23 protein-coding genes are annotated in these 22,558 nt (G+C 43.9%); all 23 read right to left on the reverse strand.

Features of this window, described 5'->3' with window-relative positions:
- Positions 1-4 precede the first annotated feature (4 nt).
- Positions 5-1,165, reverse strand: coding sequence for an ADP-forming succinate--CoA ligase subunit beta (gene sucC, locus ACXAEA_RS15660; protein WP_475096811.1), 1,161 nt, complete (start codon positions 1,163-1,165; stop codon positions 5-7).
- 323 nt (positions 1,166-1,488) lie between these two features.
- Positions 1,489-1,767 carry an EscU/YscU/HrcU family type III secretion system export apparatus switch protein gene (locus tag ACXAEA_RS15665; protein ID WP_475096812.1) on the reverse strand — a complete coding sequence of 93 codons (279 nt, stop codon included), beginning with the start codon at positions 1,765-1,767 and terminating at the stop codon, positions 1,489-1,491.
- Positions 1,764-3,641, reverse strand: a complete 1,878-nt coding sequence (locus ACXAEA_RS15670; RefSeq protein WP_475096813.1) for a hypothetical protein — start codon at positions 3,639-3,641, stop codon at positions 1,764-1,766. The genes ACXAEA_RS15665 and ACXAEA_RS15670 overlap by 4 nt, the downstream gene beginning before the upstream one ends.
- Positions 3,642-3,663: 22 nt before the next feature.
- Positions 3,664-4,440 carry a ribonuclease HII gene (locus ACXAEA_RS15675; RefSeq protein ID WP_475096814.1) on the reverse strand — a complete coding sequence of 259 codons (777 nt, stop codon included), beginning with the start codon at positions 4,438-4,440 and terminating at the stop codon, positions 3,664-3,666.
- A gap of 86 nt (positions 4,441-4,526) precedes the next feature.
- Positions 4,527-5,408: a ribosome biogenesis GTPase YlqF gene (gene ylqF, locus ACXAEA_RS15680; protein WP_475096815.1), complete on the reverse strand. Its 882-nt coding sequence runs from the start codon at positions 5,406-5,408 to the stop codon at positions 4,527-4,529.
- 61 nt (positions 5,409-5,469) lie between these two features.
- A complete protein-coding gene (lepB, locus tag ACXAEA_RS15685) occupies positions 5,470-6,024 on the reverse strand; it encodes a signal peptidase I (RefSeq protein ID WP_475096816.1) in 555 nt (184 codons plus the stop codon).
- A gap of 184 nt (positions 6,025-6,208) precedes the next feature.
- Positions 6,209-6,553 carry a 50S ribosomal protein L19 gene (rplS, locus tag ACXAEA_RS15690; protein ID WP_207498457.1) on the reverse strand — a complete coding sequence of 115 codons (345 nt, stop codon included), beginning with the start codon at positions 6,551-6,553 and terminating at the stop codon, positions 6,209-6,211.
- 132 nt (positions 6,554-6,685) lie between these two features.
- Positions 6,686-7,429, reverse strand: a complete 744-nt coding sequence (gene trmD, locus ACXAEA_RS15695) for a tRNA (guanosine(37)-N1)-methyltransferase TrmD (protein WP_475096817.1) — start codon at positions 7,427-7,429, stop codon at positions 6,686-6,688.
- Positions 7,426-7,944, reverse strand: coding sequence for a ribosome maturation factor RimM (rimM, locus tag ACXAEA_RS15700; protein WP_475096818.1), 519 nt, complete (start codon positions 7,942-7,944; stop codon positions 7,426-7,428). The genes trmD and rimM overlap by 4 nt, the downstream gene beginning before the upstream one ends.
- A gap of 8 nt (positions 7,945-7,952) precedes the next feature.
- Entirely contained in the window at positions 7,953-8,345 is a 393-nt protein-coding gene (locus ACXAEA_RS15705) for a YlqD family protein (protein WP_475096819.1), read from the reverse strand.
- A 218-nt stretch (positions 8,346-8,563) separates the two neighbouring features.
- Positions 8,564-8,794 carry a KH domain-containing protein gene (locus ACXAEA_RS15710; RefSeq protein WP_475096820.1) on the reverse strand — a complete coding sequence of 77 codons (231 nt, stop codon included), beginning with the start codon at positions 8,792-8,794 and terminating at the stop codon, positions 8,564-8,566.
- 14 nt (positions 8,795-8,808) lie between these two features.
- On the reverse strand, positions 8,809-9,081 hold the full coding sequence (gene rpsP / locus ACXAEA_RS15715) for a 30S ribosomal protein S16 (RefSeq protein WP_475096821.1): 273 nt from the start codon (positions 9,079-9,081) through the stop codon (positions 8,809-8,811).
- Positions 9,082-9,190: 109 nt separating this feature from the next.
- The gene (gene ffh, locus ACXAEA_RS15720; protein WP_474835871.1) at positions 9,191-10,543 is read right to left on the reverse strand and encodes a signal recognition particle protein; all 1,353 of its coding nucleotides are present in this window, start codon (positions 10,541-10,543) and stop codon (positions 9,191-9,193) included.
- Between the two features lie 13 nt (positions 10,544-10,556).
- Complete coding sequence (locus ACXAEA_RS15725) at positions 10,557-10,886, reverse strand: putative DNA-binding protein (RefSeq protein ID WP_474835872.1); 330 nt, start codon at positions 10,884-10,886, stop codon at positions 10,557-10,559.
- Positions 10,887-10,992: 106 nt separating this feature from the next.
- On the reverse strand, positions 10,993-11,991 hold the full coding sequence (gene ftsY / locus ACXAEA_RS15730; protein WP_474835873.1) for a signal recognition particle-docking protein FtsY: 999 nt from the start codon (positions 11,989-11,991) through the stop codon (positions 10,993-10,995).
- A gap of 19 nt (positions 11,992-12,010) precedes the next feature.
- Positions 12,011-15,577, reverse strand: coding sequence for a chromosome segregation protein SMC (gene smc / locus ACXAEA_RS15735; protein ID WP_475096822.1), 3,567 nt, complete (start codon positions 15,575-15,577; stop codon positions 12,011-12,013).
- A gap of 64 nt (positions 15,578-15,641) precedes the next feature.
- A complete protein-coding gene (gene rnc / locus ACXAEA_RS15740) occupies positions 15,642-16,409 on the reverse strand; it encodes a ribonuclease III (protein ID WP_475098143.1) in 768 nt (255 codons plus the stop codon).
- A gap of 218 nt (positions 16,410-16,627) precedes the next feature.
- Entirely contained in the window at positions 16,628-16,861 is a 234-nt protein-coding gene (locus ACXAEA_RS15745) for an acyl carrier protein (protein ID WP_475096823.1), read from the reverse strand.
- A 115-nt stretch (positions 16,862-16,976) separates the two neighbouring features.
- Complete coding sequence (gene fabG, locus ACXAEA_RS15750) at positions 16,977-17,720, reverse strand: 3-oxoacyl-[acyl-carrier-protein] reductase (RefSeq protein WP_475096824.1); 744 nt, start codon at positions 17,718-17,720, stop codon at positions 16,977-16,979.
- Positions 17,717-18,664: an ACP S-malonyltransferase gene (fabD, locus tag ACXAEA_RS15755; RefSeq protein ID WP_475096825.1), complete on the reverse strand. Its 948-nt coding sequence runs from the start codon at positions 18,662-18,664 to the stop codon at positions 17,717-17,719. The genes fabG and fabD overlap by 4 nt, the downstream gene beginning before the upstream one ends.
- Before the next feature lie 54 nt (positions 18,665-18,718).
- Positions 18,719-19,717 carry a phosphate acyltransferase PlsX gene (gene plsX, locus ACXAEA_RS15760; protein ID WP_475096826.1) on the reverse strand — a complete coding sequence of 333 codons (999 nt, stop codon included), beginning with the start codon at positions 19,715-19,717 and terminating at the stop codon, positions 18,719-18,721.
- 12 nt (positions 19,718-19,729) lie between these two features.
- Complete coding sequence (fapR, locus tag ACXAEA_RS15765; protein WP_475096827.1) at positions 19,730-20,299, reverse strand: transcription factor FapR; 570 nt, start codon at positions 20,297-20,299, stop codon at positions 19,730-19,732.
- Positions 20,300-20,509: 210 nt separating this feature from the next.
- Positions 20,510-22,558: an ATP-dependent DNA helicase RecG gene (gene recG / locus ACXAEA_RS15770; RefSeq protein ID WP_475096828.1), complete on the reverse strand. Its 2,049-nt coding sequence runs from the start codon at positions 22,556-22,558 to the stop codon at positions 20,510-20,512.

A 22,558-nucleotide genomic window follows, 5' to 3' on the forward strand; every position in this document is an offset into this window, starting at 1 on the left:
GATCCTACTTAACTAATGAAACGATTTTTTCAGCACCGTCTGCCATTGATTCAGCAGCGATGATATTCAAGCCAGATTCATTTAGAATCTGTTTTCCAAGATCAACGTTAGTACCTTCCAGGCGAACTACAAGCGGAACCTCAAGACCAACCTGCTTGGCTGCTTCCACAACACCTGTAGCGATTACATCACACTTCATGATGCCGCCGAAGATATTAACAAAGATACCCTTAACATTTGGATCTGAAAGGATGATTTTGAATGCTTCAGTTACTTTCTCAGCAGTTGCGCCGCCCCCAACATCAAGGAAGTTGGCAGGGTCTCCGCCGTAATGCTTAACGATGTCCATAGTCGCCATCGCAAGTCCCGCACCGTTAACCATGCAGCCAATGTTTCCGTCTAAAGAAATATAGCTCAGGTCATACTTGGATGCTTCGATTTCCTTTGGATCTTCTTCCTCAAGGTCACGGTACTCAAGGACATCTTTCTGGCGATATAGAGCATTTGCATCAAAGTTCAATTTAGCATCAAGAGCCATTACCTGGCCATCGCCAGTAACAACTAAAGGATTGATTTCAGCGATTGAGCAATCCTTTTCGATATAAGCGCTGTATAAGCCCATCATGAATTTAACAGCCTGGTTCACCAATTCCTTCGGGATGTTGATATTGAATGCGATTCTGCGAGCCTGGTATGGCATTAGGCCTAACACAGGATCGATTTCTTCTTTGAAGATTTTTTCAGGAGTTGCTTCAGCAACTTCTTCGATCTCCGTTCCGCCTTCTTCAGAAGCCATAAGGACAACGCGAGAAGTAGCACGGTCAAGCACAAGGCCGATATAGTACTCTTTCTTGATGTCGCAGCCTTCCTCGATCAGCAGGCGCTTAACTTCCTTGCCTTCAGGGCCAGTCTGGTGAGTTACCAGTGTTTTCCCAAGGATTTCAGTTGCATATGTACGCACTTCATCAAGATTTTTCGCAACCTTGACACCGCCAGCTTTACCCCTTCCGCCAGCATGGATTTGAGCTTTAACCACCACAACTGATGAGCCTAGCTCTTTTGCTGCTTCAACAGCTTCTTCAACTGTAAAAGCAACCTTCCCATTCGGTACTTTTACCCCATATTTTCTGAGGATTTCTTTTCCTTGATACTCATGGACATTCATTTCCCATCCTCCTATCTATTAGAAAACCGAATAAATCATAGACCAGAATAGCATTCCAGATGATTTTTGTTCTCTAAGTAGAAAATATAATTCATTTAAATTTTTAAAAAATAGACTGCGCTTTCATTTTATATAATGAAATATTGATTGTCTACCATTATGATTTAAATATTTTGCCATTTTAAATATTGCAAAAAAGTTTCAAAGCCAATTTATAACTTCAAAAAAAGCCGGAGTGTAGGCGTTTTCCGGCTTTCAATATGAAAAAATCAGGTAAAAAAACTATACTATTTCCATTAGTTTTCATTGTGAAAATATTATTTTTATTTACCTGCTTGTTGATCAAGGTGATAGATAAAAGAAAATACTTCGGCCACAGCCTGATATAACTCTTCAGGAATCCTGTCATTTAACTCCAGCTGGCTTAATACTTCCACCAGTGACGGATCCTCCTGAATAGGAATATCATGCTCCTTCGCTTTCCCGATGATCTGTTCAGCAACAATCCCTTTGCCTTTCGCCATCACTTTCGGGGCATCCATATTCGACGGATTATAACCGAGGGCTACAGCTGTCCTGCGTATATGTTTTGGCTGCTTCATATTTTCAAATCCACCCCGCTGTACTCTTGTCTCCGATAGAGATCGGCAATCCTGCGTTGCTTCCCTCCAGGCTGCGCCTGGCCTGGGACGTTAAATTGCACTGCTGATAGATGGTAATCAATCTCAGCAAGTTTAATTTTTAACACTGGCGTTAATTGCTCAGATAATTTTTTCAAAAGGGGATTTTCATTTATAACCTGTATGCTTAAAATCCGGTTTTGTACCTGCATGTCCACGATGGTATCGTCAAGGTTCTTAAGCTTAAGGTAGAAAAGAACACGGCAAAAATCTGCATCAATTTTGCCATCTTCCGTTTTCTTGCCGCTCCATTGCATCGTAAGTTCATTCATTTTTCCGTCCATAACAAAAGGAATTTGCATAACCAGCTGCTGTAAGGGCCCAGACTCTTGCGACAGCAATTGGAAACCAGTTACTTTGTTTAACAGCTTTTCAGCAGTATCTTTCACTGCCTGTGGTGGATTTTCATTTAACAAACGCAAAAGATGGGCTTTTAGCGTATCTGCATCCTGTAACTTTTCATCGGCCTGACCCTTAAACACTTCTGCGATCTGGTGCTCATATGACAGCCCAATCGCCTCCAGAAAGGATTTCATCCTGCCTGACGATAGTATGGCACTCCCTGTTTCCGGCAGGATCACAGACTCTTCTGCTTTATTTATTATTTTCAAAAGAAGTTCTGTCTGCTGATTTTTATCTAGATCAGCATGAAGTTGTCCAGCTGCCCTCAGCATCTCGAGTCCCGCTCTCTGTATATCCCCCTTGCCTCCAAGCAATATGGGCAAAGACTCTTCTAAAGCTGCCGGATTGGATTTTCCTGAAAACAATGCGGACAATAAAGTTTTGAACGCCTGCATTCTTTCATTGTCAGCTGATTTTTCTCCTGAGGTGTCAGCACTAGTTAACATCTTCAACGAGGGAACGATTTCTTCAACTGCTTCTTCACCCATAAAAGGCAATAGCAATTGCTTTGCTGCGCTGCTGTTTCCACGTTCCAACGATGCCAGAATATCCTTTGCCAGGCTCAATTCAGCGGGCAGTTCATCTTTTGTGACTGCAACACTGCGCAAATTTGCCAGCATCTGCTGTAGAGCGACATTCTCAGAGCTTTTAACCGGGAGCGCTGAATACTGTTTAAGGAGTCCGTAAGCTGTCTCGCTTTCTGTTCTGTTTCCTTTAATCCAAGTGGCAATTAGCTCAGTCGGCACAGCAAGCGATACTGATGATTTATTTGATGGAAGAAATTGATCCAGCAGTCGCGTTAATCTCGCACTTGTATCGTTTTCAAATTGTCCTTCCATCTCCTTAAGAAGTGTTTCCATCAAGCCGAGCAAAGAAGGCTCCTTACTTGAAGTATAAAGAGCGGATAATGTCGCCTGACTGATCGGAAGTCCTCTGCTCAAGGCTATTTTCAATGCCTCTAGCCCCGTGCTGCGAGAATCGACGGTTTTTAACCAGGCTGATGCTTCGAGCAAAATTTCACGATGTACAGGGAGCTGTTCTTTGACAAAAAAACGAATTAACTCGATATTCTCTTTTGTTTGCGCCATTGAAAACTCACCGAGGATTTTTGACAGGCCATCAGTCTGCTTCACATCATCTGTACCGGGACCGATTACCTTCAAATGGATCTTTCCTTCCCCAGGCTGAACCTGGAACCAGTATCTTTCATTTGCCGACAGCGGTGCTTCCAATTGTGCAATCATTTTTTGATTCCCAATTTGTACTTGTGCGATTTGGTCGGGAAAAAGCTTGATGATTTTGCCGTTGATTATTTGGCCGGGCTGCAATGCAGCTGGTCTTGCTGCGTGTGCTGCTTTTTGATTGAATAATGACTGCAGTGCTCCAGTTTCCATGCTTCACCTGCTTCATTCAAATTCAAGGCTGCTGAATACATTCTCTTACGGGAGCGAATGTCTTCCTATGATGCGGCGTGATTCCATGCGTATTGATTGCCTTTAAATGCTCCGCAGTTCCGTACCCCATGTTCGCCTCGAACCCGTATTGTGGATATTCAAGGCTGATTCCCTTCATCAGCCTGTCTCTCGTTACTTTGGCAATGATCGAAGCGGCTGCAATGGTTATGCTTCTTGCATCGCCTTTTATCAATGCTTCATACGGATAAGGAGTGTCTAGTTTAACGGCATCAACCAAAAGGAAATCCGGCGCTACACCTAATTGGCTTACAGCGGACACCATTGCCTTTTTGCTTGCCTGAAGAATATTGATTGCGTCAATTTCTTCTGCGCTGACAATTCCTACCCCAACGGCTGTGGCCTTTGCATTGATGATGTCAAAATACTCGTCCCTTTTAGATTCAGACAGTTTTTTTGAATCATTAAGACCAGGCAGATAGAAATCCTCTGGCAGGATCACCGCGCCGGCCACGACTGGACCTGCTAGCGGTCCTCTTCCTGCTTCATCTATACCAGCAATGTATTTATAGCCTTCGGCCATGTATTGTCTTTCAAAGGACGTCATTTTGACAAATTGCTCGTGTGCCTGCCGCTTATGATCCTCCTGCCTTTCCCATTTGAGGATTATTTTTTGGACGCCTTTGCGGTCATCTTTTCTTAAATTGTCAAGAAATGTTTGATCCAAGCTGTCTTTTCCAAAGAGTTGTTGTTCTATTTCACCAATCGTTAATTTCTCCATAAACCGCATTCTCCTAAACTTGCTTCTTTAATATGTATCGGCAGTAAAAACCAAAAATAAAGGCCCTGATTCCAGGACCTTTATTTTCAACCTTCATTTTCTGTTTCTTCAGCTGCAATCAAATCCGCTGGACGTTCAAAGGATAAAGGACCCATTTTTTCAGTCCTGATTTCCCTGATCACAAGTTCTGCGACTTTGTCATAGTCAACATATCCGCCAGGCATCCTGCAGCCACGGAAGTCGCCGATCTGGTCAAAAAGCTCGACAATCTCCTCAGGTAAAACGGAAAGTTTATACCTTTCCTGCAGACGTTCAGGATAATACTTTTCCAAAAACCTTAGTGCATAGACAGCAAGATCCTGGAGATTCAGGATTGTGTCCTTGATTGCACCTGTGACTGCCAGCCTTGTTCCTACTTCCTGATCCTCAAACTTTGGCCAAAGAATTCCCGGCGTATCCAGCAACTCCAGCTCTTTTCCGACCTTGATCCATTGCTGAGATTTGGTCACACCGGGCCTGTTTCCGGTCTGAGCGATATTTTTGCCTGCAAGTCGGTTGATCAGTGTCGATTTGCCGGCATTCGGGATACCGACGATCATTGCCCGTATCGCTCTTGGCTTGACACCTTTAGACTTGAGGCGGTCAAACTTGTCCTTTAAAAGCACCTTTGATTCCTGGACAATCTGTTTCAAACCGGTGCCAGCTTGGGAATTGATCGCTAATGCTGTGATGCCTTTTTTACGGTAGTATCGGAGCCATTCTTCTGTAACGGCTTTATCTGCCATATCTGCTTTATTCAATAAAACAATTCTTGGCTTATGCTGAATGATTTCATCAATCATTGGATTTCTTGAAGAGTACGGTATCCGTGCGTCAACCAATTCAAAGATGACATCAACGAGTTTCAATTTTTCTGTGACCTCTCTGCGAGCCTTGGCCATATGGCCTGGAAACCATTGGATCGTCAAAGCAGCCACCTCCTATCTGTTTTGCAATCTCCCTAAATGGACATAGGGATCAAGTTGATTTCTAGTCTATTGTCCGTATATCATCAATAGGCCAGTAAATGATACTGGTCTTACCAAGTACCTCTTCGAACGGAACAGTGCCGATATGGCGGCTGTCCTTGCTGAAGCGGCGATTATCGCCCATCACGAAAAGATGGCCTTCAGGCACTGTCTCCCTGCCAATCTTCTCTTCTAGCGTGAAAGGGTCTGTCAATGGCCCATCAATCACCTGTTTTTTATAGTCTTCCAAATATGGTTCTTCATATGCTTTCCCGTTGACATACAGTGTGTCATTTTTATATTCGATTTTGTCTCCAGGAAGGCCGATCACTCTTTTTATGTAATCCTTATTTTCCGGTGCATGAAATACAATGATATCGAATCGGTCCGGCTCACCTACTTTATAGCTCAGCTTGTTCACGATCATTCTGTCCTGATCGTGAAGAGTTGGCATCATGGATAACCCATCCACTACAATCGGAGCAAATAAAAAATATCGAATAACCGCTGCAAGCACGACAGCGATCAGGAGCGCCTTCGTCCATTCCCATAATTCATTCTTCTTTTTCTCGGCCATTCTTTTCCCACCATTCCGAAATATATGTTGTTTGAATACATAACTTTATTTTACATAAGTCAGGCAAGATAAACACGATGGGCGATGATTTTTAAAATAAATTTAATAAAAACACTGATTAAATGCAAAAGGAATTTAATGAAAAAGGAGCTTGGCTAGGCAAGCTCCTTTTTGACATTCATTCTTATCGAATTTCCTTGATACGAGCTTTCTTACCACGTAGGTTACGCAGGTAGTAAAGTTTCGCACGGCGTACTTTACCGCGGCGGATAACTTCAAGCTTCGCAATTTTTGGTGTGTGAACAGGGAATGCACGTTCAACGCCTACTCCGTAAGAAACTTTACGTACTGTAAAAGTTTCGCTGATTCCACCACCACGACGCTTAATCACAACACCTTCAAACAACTGGATACGTTCGCGAGTTCCTTCAACAACCTTAACGTGAACACGTACTGTGTCACCAGGACGGAAAGATGGAAGATCAGTGCGAAGTTGTGCTTTTGTGATTTCTTCGATTAATTGTTGCATCGTTTTCATCTCCTCCCACAAATGCTCTTGCAAAACATTTCATTGCAGCGGAACATCGTTATAAGCAGCATACAGCATGATCGCTTTTAGCCACAAGAAGTATCTTACCATAAACATGGAGTCACTGCAACATCATTCATTGAGTTTTATCAGTTCATCAAGCCATTTTTTTTGCTGGTCCGTAAGATCAGCTTCTTCCAGAAGATCTGGCCGTCGCATAAGGGTTCTCCTCAGGCTTTCTTTAATACGCCATTCTTCGATCAGCTTATGGTTTCCGGAAGTCAAAACATCCGGTACCTTCAATCCCCGAAAATCAGCGGGTCTAGTATAGTGCGGGTGCTCCAGCAGGCCTGTGCTGAATGAATCCTGGATATGGGATTCTTCACTTCCAAGCACGCCTGGCAAAAGCCTCACGACACTGTCGATGACGACCATCGCACCTAGCTCGCCGCCAGTCAGGACATAATCCCCAATCGAGATTTCATCGGTAATGACATGCTCACGAATACGCTCATCATAACCCTCATAATGGCCGCAAATGAAAATCAGGTGTTCCTCACTTGCCAGCTCCTCTGCTTTCTTTTGAGTGTATCTCTCACCCTGAGGGCACATGAGAATCACCCGAGGGGCTGAACTTTTTGCACGATCTTTTAAATCGGCTACTGCATCGAAAATCGGCTGTGGCTTCAATACCATACCTGCGCCGCCGCCATATGGATAGTCATCTACTGTCTGATGTTTGTTATCGGCAAAATCCCGGAAATTGACTAGATTATATTGGACCGCTTCTTTTTCAGCTGCTTTCTTCAGGATCGAGTGCCCAAATACTCCTTCAAACATCTCTGGGAAGATCGACAGGACATCGATATGCATCATGACAGAAGCCCTTCCATAGGATCAATTAAAATGACCTTTTCCTTAACATCAACCTTTTTCACAATTTCATCGATATAAGGAATGAGAATTTCCTTCCCATTAGGCGACTTGACCACCCAGACATCATTCGCACCAGGCGTTAAGATTTCCACTATCTTTCCGATTTCTTCGCCTTTTGTGGTGTACATAAGGCAGCCGATGATATCCTGGAAGTAAAATTCTCCTTCCTCCAATTCTCCGCGCTGGCTTTCAGGCACCTTAAGGATGCCACCCTTCATGCGTTCAACCTGATTGACGTTGTCAAAACCCTCAAAAGTTAATAAGTTGAAATTCTTATGGGTTCTGTGGGTTTTCACGACCAATATCTCAGGTTCCTTTGTTCCAGGCATGAATAAGTAGAGGGTATTCCCAATTTTATAACGCTCTTCCGGAAAATCCGTTCTCGAAATCACCCTGACTTCTCCGCGGATTCCATGGGTATTTACAATTTTGCCGACATTAAAATATTTCTCCATTTTCTCAATCACCTCTCGCGTATTTCGGCCACGACGCCGTCTTTCACAATAATAGTCTTTCCCGAAAGGAACCCATCCCATTGGTCCCCCTCATTGATTTCCACTATTCCCTGCAATTCTGACTCTTTGATTTCACTTCCGAGCGGAAGAATATGTAGTTGTTCTATTTGAAAATCCAGAAGCTTGATCTTTTCGTTATGGACTTTAATTTCTTGTTCAAAATGCTTTTTCAATGTTTCAGGCGAAAACTTCTTTGATTTTTCCAGTTTTTTGAGCTCAAATTTCAGTTGGTCACATTCCTTCTGCAGCTGCAGCTTTCTTGCGTGATATTTGCGGTGGATTGTTTCTCTGCTTTCTTCTGTCAGTACTTGTTTGACTACAATCGTTTGCAGTACCTTCAAAGCATTTCCTCCTTAATAAAACCAACTTATCACAGCAACTTTATAGGCTGAGTTAAATACATCATGTTTTGTGCCCAATAAGTTTAGTCCAGCTTATCACTATTCTTCAAATAACCATTATACCTTAATTCTTTTTAAATAGAAAAAAGGAGGGTCACCCCTCCCTTTTAAAACACAATCATATAGAGATATCTACAACCTGCTTTCGCAGATGATTGTTATTCGACGATTTCTAAGAAAATCTTCTTTTGCTGTGATGATCCTGCTGCATAGACTACTGTTCTTATCGCCTTTGCAACGCGTCCCTGCTTTCCAATTACTTTGCCCATATCACTTTTGTTCACGGTAAGCTTATATGTTACGCGCTGATCCTCTTCATGTTCATTTACATGGACATCTTCCGGGAAATCAACAAGGGGCTTCACGATCGTCTCAATTAATTCCTTCATGGGCATGTCCACAATTACTTGCTAAGCTTAGCGTTGTGGAATTTTTCCATGATACCTTGCTTAGAGAACAAGTTGCGCACTGTATCAGATGGTTTTGCTCCGTCATTCAACCACTTAAGAACTAACTCTTCGTTAAGTTCAACCTGTGCTGGTTGTGCAACAGGGTTGTAAGTTCCAACAGTTTCGATGAAACGGCCGTCACGTGGTGAACGGGAATCAGCTACTACAATACGATAGAAAGGAGATTTTTTAGCTCCCATACGCTTTAAACGAATTTTTACTGCCATTTTAAATAAGCACCTCCGAATAGTTTCACACAAGATAGAATAATACCAAATTGAAATCAGCTTGTAAAGGGTTTTTTCTTTACAGACTGCAAATACCTGAATTTACATGTTAAAAAGGATTGAACGGCAGTTTGAAACCGCCTTTTTTCTTGCCTTTTTGCTGCATGTTCGTCATTTGCTTCATCATCTTTTTCATGTCCTCGAACTGCTTGAGCAATCGGTTTACCTCCTGGATGGAAGTGCCGCTTCCCTTAGCGATCCTTTTACGCCTGTTGGCATTGATGATTTCAGGATGAGTCTTTTCGTTAGACGTCATCGACTGGATGATGGCCTCAACATGAGAAATTTGCTTTTCATCGATTTGAAGATTGTTCATGCCCTTGATTTTATTCGCCCCAGGCATCATCTTAAGGATTTCATCCAACGGCCCCATCTTCTTGACCTGGCCCAGCTGGTCCAGGAAGTCATCAAGGGTGAATGATGCTGTACGCATTTTTTTCTCAAGCTCTTTCGCTTTTTCTTCATCGACATTGGCTTGCGCTTTCTCGATGAGCGTGAGCACGTCACCCATTCCCAGAATTCTTGAAGCCATTCTCTCAGGATGGAAAGGCTCAAGAGCATCGAGCTTTTCACCAAGACCGACAAATTTGATTGGAGTATTTGTCACGGCGCGGATTGAAAGCGCAGCACCGCCTCGTGTATCACCATCAAGCTTTGTCAGGACGACACCAGTCAAGCCCAGCTGTTCATTGAAGCTCTGGGCAACATTGACAGCATCCTGACCGGTCATGGCATCGACGACAAGGAAGATTTCATCTGGCTTTGACAATTCTTTGATCTGCTTGAGCTCATCCATGAGGTTTTCATCTACATGAAGACGGCCTGCAGTATCAATAAGTACATAGTCATTATGGTCTTCCTTCGCTTTAGCGATTGCCTGCTTGGCAATTTCAACCGGGCTGACCTGGTCTCCCAATGAGAAGACTGGCATGCTCAGCTGTTTGCCAAGAGTCTCAAGCTGCTTGATGGCTGCCGGACGATAAATGTCTGCTGCAACAAGCAAAGGCTTGCGGTTATATTTTTTGCGAAGCAAATTGGCAAGTTTTCCGGTTGTTGTCGTTTTACCTGCACCTTGAAGGCCGACCATCATGATGACGGTTGGCGGACGGTTGGAGGCTGCAATCTTGCTTTGCTCTCCTCCCATCAGCTCGGTAAGTTCTTCTTTAACAACCTTAATGACCTGCTGGCCTGGAGTCAGGCTCTTCACAACCTCTTGACCAATTGCCCTTTCAGTGACTTTTTTAACAAAGTCTTTAACTACCTTAAAGTTAACGTCGGCCTCTAGCAGCGCCAGACGGACCTCGCGCATCATTTCTTTTACATCCGCTTCGGTTACTTTCCCTTTTCCGCGGATTTTTTGCATTGTATTTTGCAGTCGGTCGGCCAATCCTTCAAATGCCATATCATGTGCCTCCCTAGTCTAATTTCTCAAGCTCGGCTACCATTTCACTCAAAACCTGCTTGTCCGGATCCTCACTCAGCTGTTTCTTCATTTTGGAAATCAACTGGCTGCGCATCTGGAACTTCTCGAACAGCAAAAGCTTCTCTTCGTACTCCTCGAGCATCGCTTCCGTCCGTTTGATGTTGTCGTATACAGCCTGGCGGCTAACATCATACTCTTCAGCGATTTCACCAAGAGAGTAGTCATCAAGATAGTAAAGGGCCATATAACTGCTTTGTTTTGGAGTAAGCAATGCCTGATAAAAGTCATACAAATAATTCATACGGTTCGTCTTCTCAAGCATATCGATTCCCCCATGTTAAGTGAAATACCTTTACATTAAGAGTGTACACACGTTCCAAGTTCCTGTCAAGAAAAGTTCTTTACAGCAAGATGTTGTTAAAACGGCATTACTCCGCCATTTTCTCTTCCTCAACTAAATCAGCAAACAGTCCATAAACATAGCGTTCCGCATCAAATTCCTGAAGGTCATCCATTTTTTCACCAAGACCTACGAACTTTACAGGGATATTCAGTTCATTGCGGATGGCCAGGACAATCCCGCCTTTTGCTGTTCCGTCCAGCTTTGTCAAAACAATTCCGCTTACATTGGTAGCTTCCTTGAACGTTTTTGCCTGGATGAGAGCATTTTGTCCAGTCGTCGCATCGAGCACAAGCAGGACTTCGTGAGGGGCACCAGGAACTTCACGTTCAATTACACGCTTTACCTTCTCAAGTTCTTTCATGAGATTTACCTTGTTTTGCAGACGGCCAGCAGTATCACAGATCAGGATATCCGCCTTCCTGGACTTTGCGGACTGGACGGCATCAAACATAACAGCTGCAGGGTCAGAGCCCTCCGCTTGCTTAATGACATCAACACCCACACGTTCTCCCCAAACCTCCAGCTGTTCAATCGCGCCTGCGCGGAACGTATCTCCGGCAGCAAGCAGAACGTTTTTGCCTTCATTTTTGAACTTATGGGCCAATTTCCCGATCGTAGTTGTTTTGCCGACACCATTTACGCCAACAAACAAAATGACAGTCAAACCGTCTTCCTGCATGTTCAGCTTGAATGATTCATCGTCTGCACCAGACTCATAAATATCGACAAGCTTCTCAGAAATGACGGCCTGCACATCTTTTGTATCCTGGATGTTGCGGCGTTTAACCTCTTTCTTCAGTTCCTCGACTAATTCCATGACAGTCTCAAAGCCAACATCGGCCTGGATCAAAATTTCTTCCAGCTCCTCGAAGAATTCCTCGTCCACTTTGCGGTATCTTGAAACGAGATCATTTACCTTGCTCGAGAAGTTGTCTCTTGTTTTGGTTAATCCCTCTTTGAATTTCTCTGTAACAGTCTCAGTCTGTGTCGTAAACTTTTCTTTTAATTTCTTGAAAAAACTCACAGTTCCATCGCCTTTCTCATTACGAATTTACTAGCTCTTTTGAATCTTCCATCCGCACGGACACAAGCTTCGAGACACCTGATTCCTGCATGGTCACACCGTACAGGACATCTGCCTCCTCCATTGTACCCTTGCGGTGGGTGATGACAATGAATTGTGTTTCTTCCCTGTATTTCTTCAGGTATTGAGCGAAGCGGTACACATTTGCCTCATCAAGGGCAGCTTCTACTTCATCCAGAATGCAGAAAGGAACCGGACGAACCTTCAGGATGGAGAAAAGCAGCGCAATTGCAGTCAGTGCTCTCTCCCCCCCAGACAAAAGCCCAAGATTCTGAAGTTTCTTCCCCGGTGGCTGAGCGACAATTTCCACTCCAGTATTCAGCAGGTCATCAGGCTGTGTCAGCCTAAGGTCCGCTCTTCCGCCGCCAAACAACGCCTGGAAGACCGATTCAAAGTGTGAGCGGATTCCTGTGAAAGTCTGTTCAAAACGTTTCTTCATCTCATGATCCATTTCCTCGATGACAAGGAATAAGGTGTCTTTAGCTTCCTGGAGATCATTTTTTTGCTCCAGCAGGAATTCATAACGTTCTGATACCCGCTCGTATTCTTCAATTGCCCCAAGATTTACAGTACCTAGCTCATCAATCGCCATTTTAATGAGCTTCACTTTTCTCCTTGCTTCATCAGCCGGGATCGTCAAAGGATACTGTTCTTTAGCAGCTTCATAAGATAGCAAGTACTCTTCGCGAAGGTGGGCAAGCTTGTTGTCCAATTCAACATCGAGTCTGTTCAGCTTCACTTCCTCGTCCTTCAGCACTTCATTTAGCCCTTTTAGCAGCCTTCTTAATTCTTTGGATTCGAGCTCCTGGTCTTCAAGTTTGTTCTGAAGTTCAAGGCGCTCATTCCTCCGGGAGGAAATGAGATTAAGTGTTTCATTTTTGTCCTGAAGCTTTCTTTTTGCCGCTTCCTCCAGCTGCATTTCGCCGGAAGAACTGTCGGTCATTTCAGATGATAGCAGGGACAAATCTTCTTTGATGACTTCTAGTTTCCTTGATTGCTCCTCAGCTTGAGAAAATGCTGTATCCAGCTTCTCCTTGGCAAAAGAATGCTGTTCTTTCTTTGCTGCAAGACTGATTTTCAAATCGCTGATATCGGACAGCAATGTATCTTTTGAGGTAGAATTCGAGTTTTTCAGCGCTGTCAAACGTTCGATTTCTTTGTCAAATCGCACTAGACTCTCCTGATGCTCAGCTAAAAAATCCTCGAGTTCAATCAATCTCGATTCCAACTTCTCTTTATCAGAGTCCAGCTGGTTCTTTTCTGAATCATAAACAGATAAACGTTCGTTAATGTTTTTCTGTTCAAGCTCCACTTCCCTTAAGTCGCCTTTCAAGGTTTGCTGTTTCAAACGAAGGTCTTCCCCTGTTTTACGAAGTTCTTCAAGCTTTCCTTCGCTGGTTTGGATGTCTGTCTTAAAGGATTTGATACGGGTTTCAAGCAGGCTGGTCTTTTCTTCCATATCAGCAAGCTTGCTGGTCAAATCCTCAAGCTCTCCCTTACGGCTAAGAAGCGAGGAGGATTTCTGCTTAACGGCACCGCCGGTCATGGATCCTCCAGGATTGACGACATCGCCCTCAATGGTTACAATCCTGCTGCGGTATTGAAGGATTCTGGCAATTTCATTTGCACCCTTCAAATCCCTGGCAATTACTACATTCCCAAGGAGGCTTTTAATGACATCAGCATACCTTTGCTCGAACTGAATAAGATCAGCAGCTGTACCAATATAGGCTTCGTGTTCTGACAGCAGCGCCAACTGGGCTGAAGCCAGAAACTTCCCTTTAATGATGCTGAGGGGCAGGAAGGTTGCCCGTCCAAAAGATTTTTGTTTCAGGAACTGGATCGCAGTCCTGGCATTTTCTTCATTTTGAACGACAATATGCTGCATAGCCCCGCCAAGGGCTGTTTCAATTGCTGTTTCATATTGTTTAGGAACTTGGATCAGTTCAGCAACGGCTCCTTCTATACCCTGGAGACGGCCATTTCTGGCTTTAAGCACTTCTTTTACACCCTGGAAAAAGCCTGAATAATCTTCTTCCATCTCCTCAAGCATCTCTTTCTTTGATTTTGCCTGCTGCAAGAATTGATAGGCCTGATATAATGTCTTTTCCTGCTTTTGATAATTGTTTCTTAAAGATTCCAGCTTCTTTTGTTCATCGAAATACAGCTTTGCCTGATCCTCCAGCTCCTGCTGTGCGGCAATTACCTTGTTCTCGATCTCCGCTTTCTTTGCATTAATTTCATCGCGAATCGATACATATCTGTCATTGTCATGATCGAGCCTTGTTCCTTTTGAGGTTTGCTGCTGCAGCTGCTGTTCGATATAGATTTTTTCATTCTTCGCCCCGGCCTGCTGGTTCAGGACCTCAATGTAGTCACTTTTGATTGAGTCAATCTTGAGTTCGACATCCTCACTGTACAGCTTTAATTGCTCCTGTTTTTCGTACAATTCCTTCTGGAGGCCGGCAGCTTCTGTTGCCAGAACAGATACAGATTCCTCATATTCAGCCTTCTGTTTCTCAAGCTGGCCGATGGAAGATGTGAGTTCCTCGATATTTTTCTCAAGCTGGCCTTTGTTCTGGGACGCATTCTTCTTGCGTTCTTTGAGAACTTCCCTTCTGCCCTCAAGTTTCTCGAGCTCTTCACTCGCATGAAGGAGCACATTCTGAAGGTCACTGACCGACTCATCGAGAGCAGCGAGATGATCCCGCATTTTTTCAATTTCAGCTTCCTTCTTTTGGAGGACAGCTGATTGCTTGATTTCATCCTCTTTATGCTGTTCAAGCTGTTTGGACAACTGTTCCCAGCGGCGATGCAAATCTTCAATTTCATAGGCTGTCAATGCGACCTCAATCTGCTCAAGTTCTTCCTTCTGCTGAAGATAGTCCCTGGCAATCGAGGCCTGGATTTTTAAAGGTTCAACCTGGCCCTCAAGTTCGTGGATGATATCCGCGACACGATTTAAATTCTCCTGTGTTTCAAACAGCTTGCTTTCCGCTTTTTTCTTCCTGGATTTATATTTTAGTACACCCGCAGCTTCTTCAAAAATCGTCCTGCGTTCTTCTGGCTTGCTGTTCAGGATTTCTTCAACCCTGCCTTGGCTGATGATTGAGAAGGCTTCACGGCCCAGGCCAGAATCCATGAATAAATCGACAATATCCTTTAAACGGCAATTCTGTTTATTTATTAAATATTCGCTGTCTCCCGAACGGAAAACACGCCTTGTTACACTCACTTCGTTATAATCCAGCGGCAATGATTGGTCTTCGTTATCAAGGGTAAGCGTTACCTCTGCAAAATTAAGCGGCTTTCGTGAGTCACTCCCGGCAAAAATAATATCTTCCATTTTTGCTCCGCGAAGCGATTTCGCTGATTGTTCACCCAATACCCAGCGGATGGAATCGGTAATATTGCTTTTTCCGCTTCCATTGGGTCCTACGACCGCGGTCACACCAGGCACGAATTCTACGGATATCCTCTCGGCAAAGGATTTAAAACCGACCACATCTAATCGTTTTAAAAACAATATGGCTCTCCCTTTCCAATTAAACTATTTCTAAGGTGTCTCAGTGATTGTTAAAATCATTGGGCTATTTTTCGTCCTGTTCGCGGGAGGCTTCTATATGGGACTTCAGCTTTTCAAGGGCCATCTGGGCAGCATGCTGCTCAGCTTCCTTCTTTGAACGCCCCGAACCTGTTCCAAGCTCTTCCCCATTCAGATAGACTCTTGACTCGAATTCCCGGCTGTGGGCGGGACCTATTTCCTTCAGGATTCTATATTCTAGCGAACCTGCACCATCCCGCTGGACTAGTTCCTGCAGCTGGCTTTTAAAATCCATCACATGAGAAAAAGCACCGTCATCAATCTTCGGAAACACAATTTTTTCAAGAAATGTCGTGACTGTTTCAATACCCTTGTCCAAATATAAAGCACCGATGAATGCCTCAAAAACATCAGCCAAAAGAGCAGGCCTCGTTCTTCCGCCTGTCATCTCCTCACCCTTGCCGAGCAAAACCAGCTCTCCAAAAGCAAGTTCATTGGCGAATGCTACAAGTGACGGTTCACAAACTACAGCAGCACGAAGCTTCGTCAATTCTCCTTCACTCATCATTGGGTATTTTTTAAACAGGAATCGGGATACAGTCAGTTCCAAAACAGCGTCTCCTAGAAACTCAAGCCTCTCATTGTCTTCATGAGGCTTCCGGCGATGCTCATTCACATAGGATGAATGCGTAAAGGCCTGTTTCAGTAACCTTTCACTTTCAAAATGAATATCAATTTTGTCCTGGAATTCTTTAAATTTATATTCCTTCGCGCGAAAATTCTTTTTATCTTTTTCTCTTCCATTGTTGCGCATCATTTATTCCACCTTGCTTATAATTTAAAGCTTTTTTGCATAAAGATTGGTCTGAAACTCAATACAGACTACTAATAGTTTACAAAAAAAAATGCCCATAAAGCAAAAAAACTTGCCTTAATTCCAGCAAATCACTTGAGATGGCAAGAAATTGCGGTGCTTTTTTACAGAAGAAAGCCCCGTTCATTAAAAACGGAGCTTCTTAGAAAATCGTTTGATTACATTTGGCTGTTTATGTAGTTCACTGCGTCACCAACTGTACCGATTTTTTCAGCATCATCATCAGAAATTTCCATGTCGAACTCGTCTTCCAATTCCATTACCAATTCAACAACATCAAGGGAATCAGCACCAAGATCATCTTTAAAAGATGCTTCTAAAGTTACTTGAGATTCATCTACTCCCAAACGGTCAACAATAATTTTCGTTACACGTTCTAAAACGTCTGCCATGCTCGTTCACCTCCCCTCAAGCCATTATAGTTGATTTTATAAAATTAATAAATGGCTGTGATCACTTTTTACCCAAAATAAATCCATACTGAAACTAAATTGCACTTACCGTATATTACATCACCATTCCGCCATCTACATGCAGGGTCTGGCCTGTCATATAGGCGCTGTCTTCTGAGGCAAGGAATACGACCGTCCTGGCAATGTCCTTCGGCTCACCGAAGCGGGAAAGAGGAATTTGTTTCAGCATTTCTGTTTTAACTTCTTCATTCAGTTTATCCGTCATATCTGTTGTAATAAAGCCTGGGGCAATGGCATTTACGGTAATTCCTCTTGACGACAGTTCTTTCGCAGATGTTTTCGTCAAGCCGATCACACCGGATTTTGCCGCGACATAATTTGCCTGTCCAGGGTTGCCGCTGACTCCGACAATTGAAGAGATATTGATGATCCTGCCGCTTCGCTGTTTCATCATTTGCCTTGTCACAGCCTTCGTGCACAGGAAAACACCTTTCAGGTTGATGTTAATGACATCATCCCATTCAGACTCTTTCATTCTCATTAACAGATTGTCTTTCGTTATCCCTGCATTGTTGACCAGGATGTCAAGTTTGCCAAAGCGTTCAATTGTTTCCTTTACCATATCGTTAACTGAATCGGAGCTGGAGACATCCGCCTGGATTGCAAAAGCTTCCCTTCCTAACGATTTGATCTCATCCACCAATTCCAGAGCTTTCGCTTCGCTTCCCGCATAATTGACAGCTACTGAAGCTCCTTCACTTGCCAGTTCAAAAGCTATTTCACGTCCAATTCCACGAGAGGCACCCGTTACCAGGGCCACTTTACCTTCTAGTCTCATATTTCTTCCTCCTTTAATGCTGCAACTGCTGCAGCACATGTTTCTGCGTCATAAATGGCGAAAGTCCTTGCTGAGCGGTCAACCTTCTTCACTAGCCCAGAGAGTACTTTTCCTGGACCAATTTCTACGAAAGTATCGACTCCAAGCTCCATCATCTTTGCCACTGAATCTTCCCATAGAACCGGGGAAAACAGCTGCTCTACAAGTCTCTTTTTAATTTCGGAAGCATCAGTCATCGGTTCGGCTGTCACGTTTCCAATAACAGGAATAGCAGCATCTTTAATTGAAATACTGTCCAGGATTGCTTCAAATCTTTCAGCTGCCGGCTCCATTAGCGAGGAATGGAACGGACCGCTTACATCAAGCGGTATAACTCGCTTAGCGCCAGCTTCTTTTGCTTTTGCTGAAGCTTCCACCACACCTTTTTTCGAACCGGAAATCACGATTTGCCCAGGACAATTCAAGTTCGCCAATTGAACTGGATTCCCGCCTGCGGATACAGTTTCAGTTACATCCATGAGTTTATCGCGGTCCATGCCGAGAACAGCAGCCATTGTACCTTCCCCATTTGGCACTGCCTCTTCCATGAATTCACCACGTTTGCGGACTGCAAATACCGCATCCTCAAACGAGATGGCTTTCGATGCGACCAGTGCAGAATATTCCCCCAGGCTATGGCCAGCAGTGTAATCCGGATTAATTCCAAATTGACTGAAATAGTTCAGGATCGCAATGCTAGTTGTCAGAAGCGCAGGCTGAGCATTTGTCGTTAGCGTCAGTTTTTCCTGAGGGCCTTCAAAAATCAATCCGCTTAAGTTCTCCCCCAAAACCTCGTCCGCTTTCTTGAAAGTTTCGGAGACTGTATGTTCTGATGCAGACAGGGCTTGGCCCATCCCAACTGACTGTGATCCCTGACCTGGAAACAAAAACGCGATTTTCCCCATGAAAGATTCCCCTTTACCATTTATTTTTCACTCATTTATTTACAACATCGATTTCTATTGTTTCACACTTTCTCGTTTTTCAACTGCCGTCCTGATTGTTCCAGAAACATCCTTTTCGACCATTTCCCTTGCCTGGCGGATAGAGTTGAATACAGCATTGGCATCCGATGATCCATGTGCTTTAATAACAGGAGCTTTAAGGCCGAACAGGCCTGCACCTCCATATTCTGTATAATCCATCTTATTTTTAAGGACAGTCAGGTCAGGCTTCAGGACTGCTGCAGCCATCTTGGTTTTAAAACTGGAAGTGAGTGCTGTTTTCAACATTTTGAATACCGACATTGCAGTACCTTCTATTGTTTTAAGGACCATATTACCAGTAAAGCCATCAGCAACCACCACATCTGCAACCCCATTTAGCAAGTCCCGGGATTCGATATTGCCGATGAAGTTGATGTCAGCATCCTTAAGCAATTCATAGGTGTTTCTTACAAGCTCATTTCCCTTTTTTTCTTCTGTCCCAATATTAAGCAATCCGACACGCGGGCTTGTGATTCCCCTTGCCTTTTCACTGTAGATGGAGCCCATAATCGCATATTGAACTAGATGTTCAGGTTTTGCGTCTGCATTTGCTCCTACATCAAGAAGCAGGAACCCTTCGCCGCCGATCGTAGGCAGCGTTGGAGCAAGCGCTGGCCTCTCAATCCCCTCAATCCTTCCAACTACAAATAATCCAGCCGCCATCAGCGCTCCTGTATTTCCAGCAGAAATGCAGGCATCCGCTTTTCCGTCCGCGACCTGCTGTGCTGCAAGGACCATCGATGCTGTCTTTTTGCGGCGCACAGCTCTTACGGGTTCATCCGTTCCTAGGATTACATCTTCAGTATGAAGGATTTCAATCCTATCTTCAGTTGTCAGATGCTCCCTGATTTTTTTCTCGTCACCAACAAGGACGATATGTATGTCTTTATACCTTTCCACTGCCTTGATTGCTCCGAGCACGATTTCTTTTGGAGCATTGTCTCCGCCCATCGCATCTATTGCAAGCCTCATTTAATTCATCCCTTATTTCTCATTTTTTGATCGATACATTTCAAACTCGCCTTTAAAGACAAGTTCATTGTTCACGTAACTCATCACTTCTACAAGTGTACGTCCATTTGCATTGTCAATATTGACAACTCTGGCTTTGGCGATTACCCGTTCACCTTCTTTTACCGACCTGGTAAATTGGATATTCGCTTTAGCGGTAAGGGCCAGTTCATCATTAATTACAGCTACCGCCAAGGAATTGGCCTGTGCGAATAAATGGTGTCCTCTGGCAATCTTATTTCGTTTGAAAACATGCTCTCTTTTTATATCAAGAATTGAAATGGCACTTTTATCTAATTCTATATCAATGATTTCTCCGATTACTTCTTCAAGTGGCAGTGAACGGACCTCATCTTCAAAACGTTTTTCGGCAACGTTCTTTATTCTTTCCCTTAACTCGGGAATTGATAATTCAAGTCGGTCCAGCCTGATCGTCTGGATGCTGACTGTAAATTTCTCAGCCAGCTCTTCATCTGTAATAAAAGGATTTTCTTTTATCGTTTCAGTCAGCATGGACTGTCGTTCTTTTTTATTGCGTTTCATTTACCAAACACCGCCCGAGCTATTAAGACTAGGTACTAATAGTAGTATATATATAACAAAATAAATATGCAAGAAGAAATATGACAACATCTCCTGCCAGAAAAAATCCTCATTACTATATCAGCAAAGATATGCAGAAAGCAGATTCCTTTGAATCTGCTCTTCTGTAACTCTATGATTCTGGCAAAAGAAAAGCAGCTTCTCTAAAAATCAATCGAGCTTTTCACTGGCAAGGACACCTGTATCATGTAAATAATCACGTAAGGCTTTATATTTTTCACCTTTCCAAAACGCAACTGATTGGACTAGCAATGAGGCGTCATTCCTCGCTGTTTCCAGCGCACGGTAATCATGGACCATGTCTGCAACTTTGAATTCAGGCAGTCCGCTTTGCTTTTTGCCGAAGAAATCCCCTGGTCCGCGAAGCTCGAGATCCTTCTCACTTAGAACAAATCCATCATTCGTTTCGGACATGATTTTCATCCGTTCTTTGCCAACCTCGCTTTTTGGATCTGCAAGCAAAATGCAGTAAGACTGGTCACTTCCCCTTCCAACCCTTCCTCTCAGCTGATGGAGCTGGGCAAGGCCAAACCTCTCCGCATCATAAATCAGCATGACTGTAGCATTCGGCACGTTAACGCCTACCTCGACGACAGTAGTTGATACAAGAACTTGGACCTCATTTTCACTAAAAGCCTTCATAACCTGATCTTTTTCTTCGGAATGGAGCCGCCCATGCATTAGGCCGACCTTGTAGCGGTCCTGAAAATAAAAGCTCAGGGTGCTGTGAACATCAATTGCATTCTGCACGTCAAGCTTGTCTGACTCCTCGATCAATGGGCAAATGACATATGCCTGTCTGCCGCTGGCAAGTTCTTTCTCCATGAAGGCAAGGACACGATCAAGCATTTCATGCTTCGCCCAATATGTTTCGATTGTTTTCCGGCCTGCAGGCATTTCGTCAATCACAGAAACATCCATTTCACCAAAAACCGTAATCGCAAGCGTCCTCGGAATCGGAGTCGCTGTCATGAACAGGACATCAGGATTTTCACCCTTTTCCCTGAGGACCCGTCTTTGTTCAACACCAAAACGGTGCTGTTCGTCAGTAATAACCAGGCCCAGGTCATGAAAGTCCACTTCATCCTGGATCAAAGCATGTGTCCCTATTAACACATGGATTTCGCCTAGCTTTAACTGTTCAAGCAGCTCTCTCCGCCGCTTACCTTTGACGGAACTTGTCAGCAGTGCCGTTTTTACCCCAAAGGGCTCAAGCAGTTGTGTCATTGATTGTGAGTGCTGCTCTGCAAGGATTTCTGTCGGCACCATCAATGCTCCCTGGAAGCCCGCTGTCTTGGCTGCATAGAGTGCAATGGCTGCCACAACTGTTTTCCCTGACCCTACATCACCTTGCAGCAGCCGGTTCATTCGGTAAGATGACTTCATGTCTCCCAGGATTTCATTGACTACCCGCTTTTGCGCGCCTGTCAATGGAAACGGCAGTCCACTGATGAACTCTTTAAGCTTGTCCAATTTATAAGAAACGGCAATTCCTGGCGTCTGTTCACGTTCAATTTTTCGTAAGGACTGCATCTTAAGCTGAAACAGGAGAAATTCTTCATAAACAAACCTTCTTCTTGCGTGCTTCATTTCATCAGCCCCTGCTGGGAAGTGCATGATTCGCAATGCATCCCTTCGGTTGAGCAGTTTATATTTTTGCAACAGGTCCATCGGCAGAATTTCAGCCATTTCATGCCCAAACTGGGAAAAAGCCAGCTTAATCAGTCTTCTGATTGTTTTTACGGTCATCTTCCCTTTCACCGCATAAACAGGTTCAAAATCCTGGCTTTTCGCATGCTCTCCAACCGACATTTCGCTGGCAGTGATCGTCTGCCTGTGCTGATCCCATTTTCCTGTTACAGTGATTGTTTCACCGATTTTTATCTTTTGTTTTAAATATGGCTGGTTAAAAAAGGTTGCGATGATCAAGTATCTGCCTACAAGCATCCTGACAGTAAGACGGTTCTTTTTTCGTCCATAATAGACCAGAGAAGGTTCGCTGTGCACCTTCCCTTCCACCGTCACTTTTTCATCATGCTTGACTTCTGCCAGATCCTTCAGGCGGTAATCTTCATAACGGTATGGGAAATACTCCAGCAATTCACCAACAGACCTGATATTCATGTCTGCAAGTGTTTCCGCCATTTCATCACCGATTCCTTTAACTGCAGTTACGGACTGTTTTAGAATATCATTCAC

This window comes from Mesobacillus sp. ABV4_180 (assembly GCF_056158485.1).